This window comes from Ktedonobacter sp. SOSP1-52, from assembly GCF_016587395.1.
Map to the genome: position 1 here is coordinate 1,956,681 of NZ_BNJH01000002.1, position 17,833 is coordinate 1,974,513.

At 54.0% G+C, this 17,833-nt stretch carries 12 protein-coding genes and 1 pseudogene; 5 read left to right on the forward strand and 8 right to left on the reverse strand.

The window, feature by feature from the left end; genetic code table 11:
- Positions 1 to 72 precede the first annotated feature (72 nt).
- The 4 genes from JMJ16_RS23890 to JMJ16_RS23905 all read right to left on the reverse strand — a co-directional run bounded on the left by JMJ16_RS23890 (position 73) and on the right by JMJ16_RS23905 (position 6,238).
- Positions 73 to 1,518, reverse strand: a complete 1,446-nt coding sequence (locus JMJ16_RS23890; RefSeq protein ID WP_201385550.1) for a SpoVR family protein — start codon at positions 1,516 to 1,518, stop codon at positions 73 to 75.
- Positions 1,519 to 1,532: 14 nt separating this feature from the next.
- Positions 1,533 to 2,675: a sporulation protein YhbH gene (gene yhbH / locus JMJ16_RS23895; protein WP_201385557.1), complete on the reverse strand. Its 1,143-nt coding sequence runs from the start codon at positions 2,673 to 2,675 to the stop codon at positions 1,533 to 1,535.
- Positions 2,676 to 2,881: 206 nt separating this feature from the next.
- A complete protein-coding gene (locus JMJ16_RS23900) occupies positions 2,882 to 4,777 on the reverse strand; it encodes a PrkA family serine protein kinase (RefSeq protein ID WP_201369445.1) in 1,896 nt (631 codons plus the stop codon).
- Between the two features lie 621 nt (positions 4,778 to 5,398).
- On the reverse strand, positions 5,399 to 6,238 hold the full coding sequence (locus tag JMJ16_RS23905) for an S-adenosyl-l-methionine hydroxide adenosyltransferase family protein (protein WP_201385566.1): 840 nt from the start codon (positions 6,236 to 6,238) through the stop codon (positions 5,399 to 5,401).
- Between the two features lie 402 nt (positions 6,239 to 6,640).
- Between JMJ16_RS23905 and JMJ16_RS23910 the strand changes: the two genes are divergently transcribed.
- The gene (locus JMJ16_RS23910; RefSeq protein WP_201385568.1) at positions 6,641 to 8,860 is read left to right on the forward strand and encodes a hypothetical protein; all 2,220 of its coding nucleotides are present in this window, start codon (positions 6,641 to 6,643) and stop codon (positions 8,858 to 8,860) included.
- 68 nt (positions 8,861 to 8,928) lie between these two features.
- Here JMJ16_RS23910 and murA read toward each other — a convergent pair.
- The 4 genes and pseudogenes from murA to JMJ16_RS23930 form a co-directional block, all read right to left on the reverse strand.
- Positions 8,929 to 10,283 (reverse strand): annotated as a pseudogene (murA, locus tag JMJ16_RS23915) (UDP-N-acetylglucosamine 1-carboxyvinyltransferase).
- Positions 10,284 to 10,306: 23 nt separating this feature from the next.
- Positions 10,307 to 11,647, reverse strand: coding sequence for an FAD-dependent oxidoreductase (locus tag JMJ16_RS23920; RefSeq protein ID WP_201385570.1), 1,341 nt, complete (start codon positions 11,645 to 11,647; stop codon positions 10,307 to 10,309).
- A complete protein-coding gene (locus JMJ16_RS57235) occupies positions 11,638 to 11,808 on the reverse strand; it encodes an NAD(P)-binding protein (protein ID WP_201369450.1) in 171 nt (56 codons plus the stop codon). The genes JMJ16_RS23920 and JMJ16_RS57235 overlap by 10 nt, the downstream gene beginning before the upstream one ends.
- Positions 11,809 to 11,900: 92 nt before the next feature.
- The gene (locus JMJ16_RS23930; protein WP_201385577.1) at positions 11,901 to 13,271 is read right to left on the reverse strand and encodes an FHA domain-containing protein; all 1,371 of its coding nucleotides are present in this window, start codon (positions 13,269 to 13,271) and stop codon (positions 11,901 to 11,903) included.
- A 694-nt stretch (positions 13,272 to 13,965) separates the two neighbouring features.
- Here JMJ16_RS23930 and dnaA point away from each other — a divergent pair.
- The 4 genes from dnaA to JMJ16_RS23950 all read left to right on the forward strand — a co-directional run bounded on the left by dnaA (position 13,966) and on the right by JMJ16_RS23950 (position 17,694).
- Complete coding sequence (gene dnaA / locus JMJ16_RS23935) at positions 13,966 to 15,576, forward strand: chromosomal replication initiator protein DnaA (protein ID WP_201385579.1); 1,611 nt, start codon at positions 13,966 to 13,968, stop codon at positions 15,574 to 15,576.
- Between the two features lie 146 nt (positions 15,577 to 15,722).
- Positions 15,723 to 16,313 carry a hypothetical protein gene (locus JMJ16_RS23940; protein ID WP_201385581.1) on the forward strand — a complete coding sequence of 197 codons (591 nt, stop codon included), beginning with the start codon at positions 15,723 to 15,725 and terminating at the stop codon, positions 16,311 to 16,313.
- Between the two features lie 188 nt (positions 16,314 to 16,501).
- Positions 16,502 to 16,810 (forward strand): ATP-dependent Clp protease adaptor ClpS, encoded by a 309-nt coding sequence (locus JMJ16_RS23945; RefSeq protein ID WP_201385582.1) that lies wholly within the window; start codon positions 16,502 to 16,504, stop codon positions 16,808 to 16,810.
- A 347-nt stretch (positions 16,811 to 17,157) separates the two neighbouring features.
- The gene (locus JMJ16_RS23950) at positions 17,158 to 17,694 is read left to right on the forward strand and encodes a universal stress protein (protein ID WP_201385585.1); all 537 of its coding nucleotides are present in this window, start codon (positions 17,158 to 17,160) and stop codon (positions 17,692 to 17,694) included.
- Positions 17,695 to 17,833: the final 139 nt, after the last annotated feature.

A 17,833-nucleotide genomic window follows, 5' to 3' on the forward strand; every position in this document is an offset into this window, starting at 1 on the left:
CTCTCAAAAAGGGTCCCCTCCACGGCTGTTTTTGTGGAGGGGACTCTTTCATGCTCTGCTAGAGAACAAGCTCTACTTCTCTAACGTACTCTTACTGCTGCGCTCACCATCGTAAGAGAGCAGGATACGCTTGCCATCAAAGATGGTCTCAAGATGGACCGGGCGTCCCCACAGAACATACACATGCTGCAGGGTCTTCTCCGCGTAGTTGAGGTCGAGATCCTGGCCCTCATGCATATGTTTGATGTAGAGTTCGCGATTACCGCGATAATCGCCGTTATCCACCACCAGGTAGGGATAGCCAAAGTTGGTCAGGCTGCCAACAATCGAGTCGCGCACCTTCTGCCAGTTTTTCTCGACAACGACCCACTCATCGCCCTCTTTCTTGTAGAGATAGAGGTCCAGATCCTTGATGAGATCCTCGGTCAGGTAGTTGCGCAAGAATGAGACATCGTTATCCAGCTCACGCACCTCGAAGATTTTCTCGCGGCCCGCCCCTGGCTTGCGCCCAAACTTGTCCTGCTCCTCCTTGTTGGGAGTGTTCCAGCGCTGCTCGATATCCTCAAAGACCTTGAAACCGATATAGTAGGGGTTGAGTGAGGTCTTCGAGGGCGAGAGCACGCCTGAGTGCAGCTGCGCAAACTCGATTGTCTCCGAATCGGTAATCACGCTTCTATCGCCCAGTTCGCGCATGATACGCGAGTGCCAGATGCTGGCCCAGCCCTCGTTCATGACCTTGGTCTGCATCTGGGGGAAAAAGTAGAGCATCTCGCTGCGCACGATTTCGATAATGTCGCGCTGCCAGGTCTCCAGGTGGGGCGAATGCTGCATGAGGAAGAGGAGGATGTCCTTCTCCGGCTTCTCGGGAAACTTGACAGGCTTATTCGCACGCTCTTCATGTTCCTCTGTCGCCTGCTTCAGACGCGTGTCCAGTTCCCAGAGATCGTCGTAATCAGTCGACTGCTTGACGAACTTGCTTTCCTTGGACTCCTGATCGTGATGCAGCAGCAGATTGTAGTCGATATGTTCCTGAATGGAGAGGGCCGCATCCAGGAAACGCTCCACCTCTTGCTTACCATGATCGAATTCGTACTTGGCGATTCGCTCGGCATGAATACTGACCTTGTCGATCATGCGCCTGGACGTATGCTGAAAGTAGGCGTTATTTTTGAAAAAGTCGGTATGACCAAAGACGTGGGCTGCTACAAAGGTATTTTGTAGCATGTCATTCATCTCCATGAGAAAGGCATAGCTAGGATTGGTGTTAACCACCATCTCATAGATTTTGCTTAAGCCCAGGTCATACTGCATCTTCTGGCGATAATACGCCTTACCATGCGTCCAATGACTAAAACGTCCCGGCAGGCCATAGGAGGCGAACTCGTACATGATTGCGGCTGGAACGAGTTCAAAGTGTGTCGGGAAGGGGTCCAGGCCAAACTCGTGGGCGATCTCCCAGGCCCCTTCAATAGAATCACGCAAGCGCTCAAGGTCGCGATTGGATTCGATACCTGTCATACGAGTCCTCCTAACTACCTGGATGGCACCGGCTCTCGTTGGGCGAAGAATTTGCGCAACGCGGGATAGACCTCTTTCTTATCTGAGATGGTCACGGCGGTAAACTTCTTGTCGTTGATCTTGCCATAGGCCGACATCAAGGTACTGGGCGAGCGATAGTGGCCTTCGCGTATCTCGCCATAGCCAAAGATGTTGCACTGCTCCATCAGCTTATTTACCAGTTGGACACAACGGTCGTTATCCCACGGCAGGTTATCGCCATCGGAGAAATGGAAGGGGTAGATGTTCCAGTCATTCGGGTTATAGCGCTCCTGTATGATCTGGAGAGCCAGCTCATACGCCGAGGATACCTGTGTGCCACCACTCTCGCCCTTGTGGAAGAACTCCTCCTCCGTCACCTCCTTGGCCTCTGTATGGTGGCTGATAAAGACAATGTGCACATTGTTGTACCTTGTCCGCAGGAAACGCACCATCCAGAAGTAGAAACTTCTTGCAATGTATTTCTCGAATTCACCCATTGAACCGCTAACGTCCATCATTGCCAGTACTACCGCATTTGACTGGAATTTGATGGTCGGATCCCAGACTTTGAAGCGGAGGTCCTCGGATTTGATATCTTTGAAGCGAGCCTCGCCCTTGGAGGCGTTGCGCTTGATATTCTCCATGATTGTGCGCTTCTTATCCAGGTTGGGCATGGGACCCTTCTTGCGCACATCGGTGAAGCGAACCGCCTCGGTCTCCATCTCCTGCTGGCGCTTCTCTTCCAGGTTAGGTAGGCTCAGGTCCTCGAAGATGAGCGCGGCCAGTTCCTCCATCGAGACTTCGGCCTCGTAGTAGTCATAGCCCGCGTCCTTACCAGCATCCCCCTTCTTCCCCTTGCCAGGGCGCGGCTCCTGGGCGACGACATCGCCAACCTTGCTCTTTCCATTGCCCTGGCCCGAGTGTGTCTGGCGGCCGGGATCAAAGCGGAAGCGATATTCATCCAGGGAGCGCACGGGCACGCGTACAACTTTTTTGCCATCCGAAAGAATAATATTCTCTTCTGAGACGATCTCACCAAGGTTTTTTTTAATGGCGTCGCGTATCTTCTCCTTGTGGCGCTCCTGGTCTATTTGTCCTTTCCGGTGCAACGACCAATCGTGCTGTGAGACAGACATGGTACGTTCTCCTTACTATCGAGCAACCAGGGGAACACACTGTAGGTGATGGGAAAGGCGGGGTGACCCGGCCTCAGCAAGAAGAGGCGCGTGAAGGCATCTCTGCCCGGGTATGCCACTAGCTTGCGGCGCACGGCGCGAGCACAAGGCTCGCGCGTGCATCTACATTCCCTATATATGCCCTACTGCATCAGCCCGGTTCGTTACTATCGGTTCAAGAGACTGCCCGTATACCGGAGAATTTCGTTAGCGCAGACATGACAGTAGCCGTGCTCCGCCATCAAGCGGTTGACGACTTCGTTGATCTTGCGTAACTGTTCTTTATCGGGGGTACGAGTGGATGTGGTAATTTTGACAACGTCGCGCAGGTCCGCGAAGAGCTTTTTCTCAATTGCTTCTTTGAGACGCTCGTGACTGGTATAGTCAAAGGTCTGCCCCTTGCGTGCCAGTGACGAGATGCGAATGAGAATTTCTTCGCGGAAGGAGCGCTTCGCGTTCTCCGAGACGCCGATCTGTTCCTCGATAGAGCGCATCAGGTGCTCATCGGGCTCCATCTCCTCGTCGGTGATTGGATCGCGCAGGCGCGTCTTGTTGCAGTAGGCCTCGACGTTATCCAGGTAGTTGTTCAGCAGGGTGCGCGCCGACTCCTCATAGGAGTAGACGAAAGCCCGCTGGACCTCTTTCTTGGCCAGTTCATCGTACTCTTTGCGCGCCTCGCTGACGAAATTGAGGTAGCGCTCGCGCTCTTCACGCGTAATGCTGGTATGCTGATCCAGGCCATCACGGAGCGCGCGCAGAGCATCGATGGGATTAATACAGGTCACATTGTGCTTGACCAGCGCATTTGATAGGCGGTTAATGACATAGCGCGGCGAGATACCGTCCATGCCTTCGCGCACCGCCTCCTCTTGCAGTTCGCGCACATCCTTCTGCTTGAAGTCCTCCATATCCTCGCCATCATAGAGCTTCAGCTTCTTCATCAGGCTCATGCCAGCTTTCTTCGAAGGCTCCAGGCGGGTGAGTAGCGCAAAGACGCTTGCAATACGCAGCGTATAGGGAGCGATATGGACGTCTTTGAGGGCACTCTGTTTTAGCAGCTTCTCGTAGATCTTGACCTCGTCAGAGACACGCAGATTATAGGGGACCTTGACCAGGATAATGCGGTCCTGAAGCGCCTCCGACTTCTTATTGCCCACAAACGACTGATACTCATGCTCATTAGTATGACTGATTACAACTTCGTCGGCATAGATCATGCTGAAGCGCCCGGTCTTGATATTCTGCTCCTGACTCAGCGTCAACAGAACATAGAGAAATTTCTCATCCGTCTTCAACATTTCTACGAATTCCATTATTCCTCGATTTGAAATGTTTAACTCGCCATCGAAGCGGTAGGCGCGTGGATCGCTTTCGACGCCAACCTCGCCAATCGTTGACAGGTCGATACCACCAACCAGCTCGCTGATATCCTGGCTTTTAGGATCTGATGGGGTGAAGGTACCCACGCCCATGCGATACTTCTCGCTAAAGGCCACACGTTTGACGGGTACTTCCTCGATACGTCCTTTAAATTGCGTATCGACCATGTAGCGGCAGTGGGGGCAGAGGTCGCCCTCGATGTAGATGCCAAACTCACGCTCCACATCTGAGCGCAGTTCGTGGGGGATCAGGTGCAGGGGCTCCTCGTGCATAGGGCAGCCCTTAATTTCGTACAACGCGCCCACCGTGCTTTTGCTGTATTCTTCCAGGCCACGCTTAAGCAGGGTGACAATGGTGGACTTACCGCCACCTACAGGGCCCATCAGAAGCAGAATACGCTTACGCACTTCCAGGCGTTGAGCAGCCGAGTGGAAGTAGTCAACGATCTGCTGAAGAGGCTTTTCAATACCAAAGATTTCCTGACTGAAGAAATTGTAGTGCTGCTCATTGTTGCGGGTCGTCTCGACACCCGCGTCCATGATCATATGGTAAACGCGCTCATGCGATAGGCGGGCAACTTCAGGCTTCTTAGTCGCAATCTCAAAGTATTGCGCGAAGGTTCCCTCCCACATGAGCTCTCGCTCACGATCTCGATATTCTTCCAACCGCTTCACCAGATCCATGGCTTACCCTCTCTTTGCTGTACGACTGAATAGCGCTCGCGAGGATGAAACGTCTATTCCTCCTTGTAGGATTCGTTTCACCCCATGGTTGCTACTCTAGGAACTGATACTACGAATAAGACAGCCAGGGAAAGACTCCTTTTGGTTGGGCACAGACACTATACGAGGATGGCGCAGGAACTGTCATTGCAACCGGAACCACCTCGACCTCCCCTCTCCCCGCTTGACAGTGACCAGGAAACTGAAAGGGCCAGTTTCTTTCTCGACACACGTCGCAAGAGAACCAGCCCTTTCCAACTTTTTGGCGGATATTGTGGTCGGAGTCTACTATAATTTTAGTCCAACCCTTATACTGAATAGAACCAGGTAGCGTTGTCACATGCATCTACAGATGCTCCTGCAATGTTACACGTTGTCCTTTCCTGCTCCAACACATTTCAAAGGCATGTACTCAGTTTGCAGTTATTGACCACCACCCTCATTATTTTTGAACCTTGTCTAGAACCAAAACCCTCCTCAGGGTTATAGGCAAATTATACCATATTTTTCTGTCTCATACAATTCTACGGAGAAGATAAAATCGTTAGTATAGCAGTTTTTAACACTTTGCTCCCGTGCGCATCAGAGACGCAGGCGCAATTGAATGCGTGCTCCACGCTTGACACCAAGGGTCTGGGCTGCGTTCCCATTCTGGATGGCGACCAGGAGATAGCCGGAGCTGTCGGCCAGCATGAATGCGCCTTGCTGCACCTGGCTCTCGGCGCTCAGGGCAAAGGTGGTGCGTCGCTCACTTACACGAACACCAAGTTCAGGAAACTCTAAGACGGCCTCGGGAGCACTAAAGAACTCTGGAATTAGTTGCATCGGTAGCGAGGTAACCAGGTTGCCGAAATGGTCTACATGCACTACGCTGGCCTGCACCTCGTTCCCCTGGCGGGTAGCAAGCAGGCCGTCCAGGCGGCGTAAGCTTGAAGCCTCCAGGCGGGGCCCTAGCTGGTCCAGAACCACTCCGCGCGCGAGGTGCGCGGCGGCCGGGGCAAAGATATCCCGACCGTGAAAAGTGCTACTCACGGTCGAGAGGCGATATGCAGGGGCGGTCAGGGCCACAGCCTGGTGCAATATCTGCTCGGCTAAAATAAAGGTAAACAGGCCGTTATCGGGTCCCACAAATAGCCATTCACCTGCATGTAGCGCGACCGCTCGCCGCTCGCTGCCGACACCAGGATCGACAACACAGAGAAAAATCGTGCCTTTTGGAAAATACCGATAGTGGGTCGAGAGCAGCCACGCGCCCTGGGTGACCTGCTGAGGTGCAATATGGTGCGTGAGATCCAGGAATTGTGCGCCATGGGCAATCCCCGACATCACCCCTTTCATGACACCCACATAACCATCCTCCACGCCAAAATCGGTCAATAGAGCAATTACGGGTGCAACGTCGTTCGCTCGCGAAATATCCATAGATTGAAAACCTCCAAATGGTACTAGGACATATCCAGAAACAGTCTCTCCACCGGGACACAAGGTATGATACAACCAGAGCATACACCTGTGTAAACAAAAAAGTTGGCCTTCCAATACACAGCAGCCGATAGAGAGGAAGAGGGCTCATACCCTGAGTATCAGGGTATGCAAAAAGCGCAACGTATGTGTGTGTGATGCGTCATTAGTCACATTTGCTATACCACACTCGCAGCAATATGCTATACTAAGCGCCAATAATGGCTATATTTACTTTCTCTGCGCACCCGATGCCGTTGAGTTATGTAGCACGGCCACGCCTTCTCAACGTCTGATAATAGAGCAAAATTTTGCACCATTTGCACCAGTAGAACCCAAACGTGCAGTGACCGGAGCGAATTTATGAATGCTAGTACCAGTGGACCACACATTCTCCTATTTGAACGAGATCAGCAGTTAGCGGGTTTACTTATTGGCGAACTACAACTCGCGGGCTACGATTGTCATACCGCACGTACCGCCGTTGAAGTCTTTGATGCCATCGCTCGCCTCCCAATACGGCTTATTTTGGTCAACCTCGCCCAGGCGGCAACCGCGCGTCGCGAATTTTGGGTCGCTTTAGATACGCAACGCCGTGGTCGTGGCATTCAAGTTCTGACGTTCAATTGCACTAATATCGCAGGCTATGGGCCACGCGACTTCGATGATCATATCAATACGACACCAGCCGAGGTCGAGGTCGATGGCATGCTTGGGGTGATGGGCCTTGTTGACGCCGTACGCGCTCGCATTCCCTCAGAGCAAGCGAACACGTCCTCAACGACCCAGCCACGCCTGACGCGCACCTCTTCGCCCTCTGCTCCGAACAATTCAGGTGCCTCGCCAACGGCGACGCCACGTCCAACACAACCTGTTCAAACACCCGGACAGTCATATCGCACGCACTCATCGCCAGAGCAGCCGATTACGCCTCTACGAAGTAGCGTCTCTGGCTTTCACCAGCCTGCTCCTGGAACCTTCAACAATACAGGTCAATATTCCTCGCCCACCTCCGCTGTGACACCCCCTCAGACGCCAAATGTGATGGAAGATCCTGCTCAGTCCTCCTACACGGACAAAATCCATGCCGTGCTCTATCCTAATCAGCGCACTTGGAGCGCGCCGAATACGCCCTCCCAATCAGGTACATCTGACAATAGATACGAGGCTCAGAGCGCTATTCTCTCTTCCTTTGCCAATCCTTCCTCCCAGCCATCCGCAGCTCCCATGGGGGGCTCGAGCCTGAATACCCTTCAGCGCCTGGCAAATGGTCAGGTAGATGCTCCCAATGAATCTGGCCTGGCTCAACTCTCGCGCCTCATTCAGGGACGACAGGCTCCGCCCGCTGAAAATCATCCCACGATGCAGCCAGCTCCTGAGCGACAGGCGTTTCGCCCCATCCAGTCTACTCAGCAGGCACCAGTATCCCCTCCACCAGCTCAGTATACACGGAGCGAGGCACCTGCCCAGGCACGCGTTGCGTATCAGGTAAGCGAGCAGCCTTCCTTCGCTCAACCTATAGCCCAACCAGAACAGGATACGCACGTCCGGGCACGCCCATTCTTAGGGGAACAGGGTCTGTTCGCCCGCGCCCCTCAAACAGCGCACGAGCCTTCTCAGGTCACCTCCCAGGCCCAACAAACAACGGCCTATGCCACTCATCCAGCTACCGATGTTCCACCACGACAGGTAAGCGAGCAGCTATTCTCACAACCGTTACGCCCCGCTCCTATCGAGGGGATGCCCGCTGAGCGGCCTACAAATATGCCCCCAGAGAACCCGGGCAGGCGTACAGAGGCGCCTTCACGCCCAAACAGTTATGGGCAGGCCACAAATATTGCCTCGCCCCTGGCCTCTATTGTGACTGCCACGTCCTCTAGCCAGCAGCAACAGCACGCAGCGACCCCCCAGGCGACATTCACTGGTGCTCCTGGCCAGGAATATATCAGCCGCGCACACACTGCAGAAGAGCTGAAATCCAGGCCCAAACGCCAGGAGCCAGAGACCGAGAAGTATCCTCCAACCACGTCCATCACAGATGAGAAACGGGACGAAGAGTCAGATATCGATCATCAGACAATTGTTGAGCAAATTAAGGCTGAAATTAAGCGGGCAACCGAAGGGCAGGCCGAAAAGATTGCGCAGAACTCAACCAGTAACGCGGTCCTGATCGATATTATGCAGAGCCTGCCTCCGATGCCCACACCACCGCCCCAGCCACCTCAGCCCCAGGCACTCAATGGACGCGCAACACGTTCGCTCGGAAGCGTCTTATTAGAGGGGCACCTCGTTCCCGAGAGTCGCCTGGACGTGGCTCAAAATATCCAGCGTATGCTTAATGGCGTGGATCTTAACTACCAGCTTGGCGAGATCCTGCTGATGTTTAAGCTCCTCACGCCTGACCAATTGCTGGCCGCCAGCCTGGTAAGCTACGGCATGATTAACACTACACAGATCGGTTCCCTTGGTCGCATTCGCCAGGAATTGCATACCATGGGCCTCGAATACGACCTGGAGAATCTGCTCATTATGTTCCGCGTTCTCACACCAGAGCAATTGCGCGAAGTCAAAGCCGATTGGTAGTAAACCAGATACACAGAAGGAGAGCCTGGCGTGGTTCGCGTCAGGCTCTCCTTCTGTGTATCTGGTTGTTAGTTGACGTTGGCAGTTGCCGTGGCTTCGATGCGCTGAATTTGCGCGCCGAGTGAACGTAGTTTGGCGTCCAGGTGCTCATATCCACGCTCGATATGATCGATGCCAAAGACCTGCGACTCACCCTCCGCACACAAGGCCGCGAGGATATAGGAGCAGCCCGCGCGGATATCGGGGATATAGAGTTGCGTTCCCTTCAGGGGCGTTGGCCCACTAACTACGCAGCTATGCTGGTGTTCTTTCTCGCGGAAACGACAGGGCACCTCGCCCAGGCATTTGCTATACAGGCCGATATGCGCGCCCATACCAATGAGGGCCGAGGTATAGCCGAAGCGATCCTCGTAGATCGTCTCATGTACTACCGACATACCACGCGCCTGCGTCAATAACACGGTAAAGGGCTGCTGCCAATCCGTCATAAAGCCAGGATGAACATCTGTTTCCAAGGCAATCGCGGGCGGTGGCTGGTCATCAGCCACAAAACGGATGCCCTCGTCATCAATATCGAAGCGCAGGCGCATCTTTGAAAGAGTATTCAAAAACGTCAATAGAATATCCTGCTGTGCGCCTCGCAGGTAGACATCGCCGCGCGTGAGATAGGCCGCGGTAGCCAGGGAGACAGCCTCGTTGCGGTCGCTGAGCAGGGTATGACTCGCGCCACGTAGTTTCTCGACGCCCTCGATCACAATACGCCGATCAACCTTAACCTCGATGATGGCGCCCATCTTTTGCAGCAGCTTGATCAGGTCTACAATCTCTGGCTCCATGGCCGCGTTCTCAATAATGGTCACACCTTTAGCCAGCGAGGCCGTAATCAAGAAGTTCTCGGTCGCCATGACGCTGGGGAAGGGCAATTTGATTGTTGTGCCACGCAGGCGCTTGGTCGTCGTGCAATAATAGAATCCATCGCGCTCAACAATCGTCGCCCCCATCTGGCGCAGTCCCTCGATATGAAAATTAATGGGGCGCGGGCCAATACGATCTCCCCCGGGGCAGGTATGCTTACCTCACCACAGCGATGCAGCAGGGGACCAATCGCCATGACAGCGATGCGGTTCAGTCCGCCGACCTCGGTCGAGATCTCAGATCTGGCAATAGAGTCGGTACGCAGCGTCAACACATGGTCATCCAGATGCAGACTGGTGCCAATGCTTTCGCACAGCTTCATGGTTAAATACATATCTCCCAACAGTGGCACATTGCGCAATGTGCACTCCTCAGAGGTCAGCAGCGAAGCGATAATCATTTTGGTGACGGCGTTTTTCGCGCCGCTCAATTTCACTTCGCCCTGGAGCGAGGCTCCTCCCTGTACCAGGTAATAGGGGGAGGCCACTGGCGTTTCACTTTGCTTCATTACTATCAGCCTTTATACAAGTCCTAATGGGCATCCTTCAATTTGTGGAACGTAGCCGAATTTCCCGGCGCCATCCACAACCAGCGCAAGGGGTTCAAGCGCGAATAGGCGACCGCCATATGTGATCGGCTCGCCCGCGCAGGTCGGCCTTTCCTGTCTGTTTCTTCACGATCCAGTGCATCTAACAGATCCAGGAAATGGTTCACACTCTGGGCCACCCCTTCCACCATCAGAAACCCCGATGGCTTGACGGCATCTCCCACGAGATACAGGCCCTCGACGGTTGTTGTTGGTGTGAGGTCCTCTCCCTGCGTCATCCTATTCACCGGCCACTCGCCCCGATAGGTCCCCATCGTAAGTACGCGACAATACGCATCAAAGGCGTCACCAAAGAGCATATGCAAGTCCGCCAGCGCGAGAGCGCGCTCTTCCTCCACGTTGTTACTCTGAATGACCTGGTGGGTAATTAACAAATGCTTGCCAGCAGGGGCAAGACTGGGGTCACTATTTGTTGGCTGGACGATACCCGCAATGCGCTTCGTATCCAGGCAATACATAATGCCACGATGAGGGATAAACGAGACATCGCTTAAGATATGGACTTTCAGGCCCACGGCCTCGTGCAGACCCACCTCTGAGGGCGTCTCGCCCCCCACAGACTCCTCTCCCGGCTTCCGCTTGAGCACATCAGCCTGCCTTACTTTCCGATTGTGCAGTAGCCCGTCTGTGGCTCTGGGGCCGATATCGCTCACCACCAGGGGAGCCTCGATCACTTCCTCGGCGCCACGCTCTTTGTAGCGCACACGTACTCCACTCACCCGCCCATCACGCTGGATGATCTGCAATACTTCGCAGGAGAGTGAAAGCTCGCCGCCGAGCTCCTGGACGTGCTGTTCAAGCTGGCGTGTGATCTCACCACATCCACCCTCGACAATCGCGGGCGCGCCAAAGCGAAACATGTTGCGCGTCGTGCGAATCACCTCGCGTGTGCTTACCTGGCTCAGTTCCAGGCTCAGGGCAAAACGCGAGATCCGCTCGAAGAAGGCGACCAGTTGTGGATTGCGCTCGACATTGATGTGCTGCTCTAACCAGCGATGAAAGGGCATCTGGAGTTCGGCCTCAGACAACTGGCTAAAAAACATCAGGTAGCCCAGGCGGATGAACCACCAGGACTGGCGCGGACCCAGGAAACGCAAGACGCCCAGCAAACCCTGCGCCCGGTACTGTTTGCCATGTACATAAAAAGAGCCGAAGACATCGGCATCAAAGAAACGGTGGGGAACCTGCAAACGATCAAGCATCTGAGCCAGCGCGCCACTGCTCCCAAAGGGAACCATGTGCACAGCACCGGTACTTACCTGCACGCCCTGGAAATGTTTGGCGGTAAATCGCCCCCCGCATGCGGAAGGCGCTCTAGAATGAGAACGCGTTTGCCACGCTGGAGCAAATGGGCTGCGCTTAGTAAGCCGCCCAGGCCAGCACCAATAATGATGGCATCTATCTGTCGTGAAGCAATTTCGTGCATGAAAGTATCCGCTCAGTTGATAAGTTTTTTATAAACCAAAGGTGCAGTACGTGCTGGTGGCCGCAAGCCACCAGCACGTACTGCACCTTCTATTACTCTTCGCCAACCATGCCGCGCAACAGGCTATTGCACTCGGCCATTGTGTTGAGTACATTCTGGTGAATCTGGAAGACCTTGTTGAGTTCGCGAGCCTTCCGCGCCAGTTTCGTGACATATTCGATATCGCGTGGATTGCTCATAACATCTTCCATGAGCTGCAAGAGCTCGGCCCAGGCCAAAGCCTCGCGGCTACGCGCGACATCGGCGATTGTGCTATCCATGCGCTCAGAGACGCGCCGGATGCCACCTCGCAGTTGATTGACGGTTTGGCCCAGCTCTCCCTCGCGCTTACGCATAGCATCCTGCGTCGAGTTGAACTGGTCCTGCAAAGCCGCGATCTGGCCATCCAGAGCGGAGACAGCGGCAATCAAGCTGCTCATGTCTGGCAGATTGGGCATGGGAATGGAGGTCAGGCGCTTAAAGGTCAGAGGAGCGTCATCGTAGGCTTTCTGTACAGACTCTTCCTCGCGTGGCTGCACAGGTTCCTCCGGTGTCTCGGGGACATAGTCAGACGCTTCAGGCGCTTTCTGTGTCTGCTCTTCCACAGCCGGGAAGTCAGCCTGCTCGTCTTGCTCAACTGGCGTGGCCAGGGCTGGCACACCAAAGGGAATCTCTGGCTCCTCCGAGAGAATGGACTGGGTCTCATATCCACTATCGCTCTCAGGAAGCGTGACATTGTCATCAGTCGAGGTACGATAGGTATTAGGCTCGTAGGGATTGGGTTCATAGGGAACAGAGACCGTGGGCAGATCTTCGACCTCATTTGAGGCAGTGCCAAAGGCGCGGAAGATCAGCTCATGCTCGCCAATGCCAATATGATCGCCATCCTGCAATAAGCGTGTGCCATTCTCATCAAGCTGTTGCCCATTGACAAAGGTACCATTGGCGCTATGCTCATCCTGCAATACATACTGTCCATTATCAAAGTGGACGACGGCATGGCGGCGCGACGTCAATTTATCTTTCTGCAACAGGATGTCGCTATTGGGAGCACGCCCAATCACGATCTCTTTTTTCTCCAGCGGATACTCAGTGATGACCTGGCCGCTTTCAGAGCGCAAGATAAAACGCCCTGGCTGCTCAATGCGATCCATCGTTGCCTGGGCGGTAGAAGCGGAATAGTTGGCCTGCTCAGCCCCATAGCCGCCCGCCACGGTTGGAGCCGCCTCGTTGCCATAGTCAGAAGAAGGAACAGTGCCTCCTTCATGCCCAGCCGCGTTCCATTCTCCACTTGGAGAGGCCCCCACGGTGGGGGCGGCATTCATTGGCTGCGCAGCAGCAGCAGGGGTCAGGCGATTCCCACAATTCAGGCAATACCGATCTTCCGGCCTTGTGTCGGCCCCACAATAGGGACACTTATCCATGATATGCAAATCCTCCCATTTAAAAGCACGCAAGGCTCTCATCACGCGCGCACAAAACTTCTGACATTATAGCAGAAGTGAAACTTGAGCGTCGAGCGAGCCTTGCTTGAACTCACCCTTTACGACTAGTCCAGGTTGCATGAAGCCCCTTTCTCTGGAGAGCCTTCGCGCCTGCGGCGCTCAGGGGTAAGGTGTGTCAGGTGGCGAACTGGCTCCGCCAGTTCGCCACCTGACACACCTTACCCGAAAGTGGGTAATAGCTCATCTTTACCTATCACGCTTGTATTGGGGAAGAGTCTGCTGTAGTGGTTGGCTGGCGGAGCCAGCCAACCACTACAGCAGACTCTTCCCCAAGCGAGTCACGCAGTGGCGAGAGCTCTCCTCCTGAGGAGGCGCAAGTTGGCTTGGATGCCTGTAAAAAAACAAGAATTACGCGTCTACGTTAAAGATAGATAATAAAAAGAAGTTTGTCTATGAAGTAGTTCTCAAATTGGTACTAGGACGCGAGAACAAGGCCTTTACAGGGGTTTGATTTAATGCTACCATTACATTTCACCATTAAGAAGCAGACACTGGGAGTAGACTAATCGTCGTTTCGTCCAGGCAGGAGCTTTTTCCTACTTGTGACGCCACCATACCAAGCGCCACGTATCGTACATAAGAACTCAACATTTACTTGCGGGAGTAGTCGTGTGTGAATGCAAGACAAATCTGGCAAACTGCAATAGAACGCTTACAGGAGCGCGTACAGCCTAATACCTTTACCACCTGGTTCCAGGGCACCTCCGCTGACTCCTTTCAAGATGGGATCTTCGTCGTCAGTGTCTCCTCGACCTTTGTCAAAACCCATCTCGAGCGTCGCTTCACCAGCCTGATCCGCACCATTCTCACCGACATCACGGGAATGGAGGTCGAGGTCCAGTTTGTCGTTTCCCGCGATAAAACCACACCAGAGCAACCCGGCGAGCCTCTCTTCTCGCCCCCCAAGCGTCCTTCGCGCCTGGGACGAACACGTACATCGCCCGCGCAGCATGTACGCCGCCTGGCGGAGTCCGCGGCCGCCGTGGCGAAGAAGTCTAAGGCATCGCTCCCCTTTCAAACCCTTGGCTTAAATCGAGAAGGGGCGCTAAAAGCAGAAACCCCGCCCGGAGAGTATCCCGCGTTTCCACCACCTCCAGGCTCCGGATCTGAGGGCGAGTCAGAGCGCCCGGCAAGCTACAACAACCCAGCCAGGCCCATTGCCGTTCCACCGGTCATTACCTTTGGGACAGGCGGGCAACTCAACGCACGCTATACCTTTGATGCCTTTATCGTGGGCAAATCAAACCAACTGGCGCATGCTGCCTCCCTGGCTGCTTCAGAGAATCCCGGGCGCATCTATAATCCGCTTTTCCTCTACGGCGGCGTGGGCCTGGGCAAAACCCACCTGCTACACGCGGTGGGACATGAGGGCGAGGTCAAAGGGCTAACTGTGCTTTATGTCACCTCGGAGAAATTTACCAACGAAATCATTAATGCTATTCGCTATCAGAAAACCGAGGAGTTTCGCGCCAAGTATCGCCAGATTGATATCTTGCTAGTCGACGACATTCAGTTTATCGCAGGCAAGGAGTCAACCGAAGAAGAGTTCTTTCATACCTTCAATTCGCTCCACAACGCCAATAAACAAATCGTGGTCACCAGCGACCGGCCGCCCAAAGCCATACATAGCCTGCAAGACCGCCTGCGCTCACGCTTTGAATGGGGGCTGCTGGCGGATGTACAACCACCAGAGTATGAGCATCGCCTGGCCATCTTACGCTCAAAAACCGACCTCCTGCACTTCTCGGTTCCCAGCGCTGTTGTTGAATATGTGGCACGACCAGAGTGCAGCAGTGTACGTGAACTGGAGGGGGCACTCAACCGCGTTATCGCCTACGCGACCCTGCATAACGCGCCGATCACCGTGCAGCTAGCCGCCGACGCCCTGGAAAATATTTATAGTGATAAAAAACCATCTGCCGCCACCAAATTAAGCGTCTCCGAGGTCATTGATGGCGTCTGCCGCTATTATAATGTGGAGGCCGAACGTATCCGGGGAAAGCAACGCGACCGCGATATTGCCTGGCCGCGCCAGGTCGCGATGTATCTTATGCGTGAAGAGACTACAGCCTCGCTACAACAGATCGGTGCAGAACTGGGAGGGCGCGACCATACCACAATCATGCACGGCTGGGAGAAAGTGCAGGGCGAGATGCGCCAGAGCGACCGTGTCCGACATGAAATCGCGACTGTCCTGGAGTCACTCCACTCAAAACCCTACTAAGTTGCCCAGCCCTCTCTTGGCGGCACTCCTGGAATATTATACTATTTGATAGTGGATGCACAGCAACCAAAGACACAACCAGATACACTAGCGCTTGACGTGCCAGCACCAGGCGCATGGAGAGATCCAGGGAGAATACGAGACGTATGCAACAACAGCAACAGCAACCTGGCAGCTATGACCTGCTAGCAGTCTTTACCGATGAGGAGAAAGCAGATGCCGCGAGCGCAAAATTGCGCAAGGAGGGCTTTAGCCTTGACGAGGTCTTTCAGCTTGAAGAAGGAATGGTAGGACAGGGGCAATTCCGTGAGCATGGACCCAACCAGGCCCGCAGCGACTATTTTCTGCGTACGCAGAAGACCAGCCCCAAACCAATCTACATTATCCTCTTCGCGGTGATCTTTGGCGTGATTCTGGGTGTGCTTGCACTCGTAGCGAGCTTTGCGCTCCCCCGTATTCTGCCAGAGCCCACCACGCTTATTGTAGGAGCGTTAATCGGTATTATCCTGGGAGCCAGCACTGGTACCTTTACCCGGCGTAGGGTACGCGGTGCTATTGGCCAGGACGTCACCAAACAGACCGCGAGCAAAGAGCAACCCGTGCGTAGCAGTAAAGGCGCGCTTAATGTAGTGGCTCTGCGTCTGCCCGATAGCGAGAATATCAGCCGCAAGTCGCGCGCACGCGCCATCCTCCTCAACAGTGGAGGCAAGATTGACCGCAGCGTCGGACGTCGCTAACAGACAGAGACAGAAATGTGGGGTGATGTGTGCTGCACAGCACACATCACCCCACATTTCTGTCTCTGCAAATCCGAAATTAGTCGGCAGAGCACTAGAAAAATGCGTAAGTCTTGGTTACAATAGAACTCAACGGCGCACATATTCAGAGTAACTGAAGTACTCACTCAGGAGTGAATAATAGCGCAATGGCACAGAGGCAATGCCAGCCTTTACGGCTAGAAATACGGCCCGAAGAGGTTGTACGTCAACGTAGCAGCTTGCTTCCTCTCTATAAAGTCATTCTTTTCAACGACGACTACAATGACATGCTGCATGTCGTTGCCGCGTTGCTTGAAACGGTCAACACCTTGACGATGCAGGAAGCAACTCACATTATGCTTACCGCTCACCTGAACGGGAACGCTATCGTTATTGTGTGCCCTCACGAGCTAGCGGAATACTACCAGGAACGCTTGCTTGGCTATGCGTTAACCGTGACAATCGAGCCAGAATAGTACTATAGTAAGGCGGTCGCTTGACCGCCTTTTCTTGTGTGAGATAGACGTTACTCTATCAGCGTATATCAAACTATATCTATTTCAACCGCGAAAACAGCAGAACATCTTATAGCGTGCGTACGTATTACTAGTAAAGGAGTTGAATCGTTCGGCTAACCCGACTCAGAGTATTGGGCATGACACTCATGCCGTTTAGTGTCATTGACGAACCCGTATTCTGGTACTACAATCCTGTAGGATGGAAAACCAGGCTGCCATTCGTACGCAAAATTGGGTACTGTAACGAATGTTCGGTCAGGAATTTATGATGCTGTTTATCATGCTCCATCAGGAGGAGATCTATTATGGTTCACTTATGGGGCTCCAAAGCCAAAGAAGAGACAGCGATGAGCAAGTCCGCCCTGGGTGAAAGCGCCACAGGCGATGTTGCTGTTGTGCTCTGCGGTGACAAACTGGACTCAAACCTGGTATACCTGGGTTGCCAGATGGCAAAAGGAGCCAAACGTAAGGTCCATCTTGTACATGTCATTGAAGTTCCACGTGCTCTTCCCCTCAAAGCCGTGCTAACAGAAGAGTCTGAGCGTGCTGATCGCCTGCTTACCGGTGCCTTGAGTATTGCAGAAAGGGTCGGCTGCCTGGCTGTTGCAGAGGTAGTACAGGCCCGTGACGCCGGTCCCGCCATCGTCGATGAAGCTAGAGACCACAATTGCGCGCTCATTTTGATAGGATTAGTTCGCAACTGTCAGAAGGCTCAATACGATCTTGGTAAGACAGTTCCCTACGTGCTCTCCAATGCCCCTTGCCGCGTCTGGCTGGTGCAGGATCCTGCCAATCAATCGCAGAGCCAGCAGACCCAACAACAGACAGTAGGAGTACACTAAGATCTTTTTCCGAAACCCAACCCCCATTCGGGGGTGCAGCGCCACTGGCGTGTCTAGCGCTTCCCCCATTCGGGGACAAGCGCGCTCAGGGTTTTCGGAGAAGAAGTAAGCCACAGCGAGAGAGCCTCACGGCTCTCCC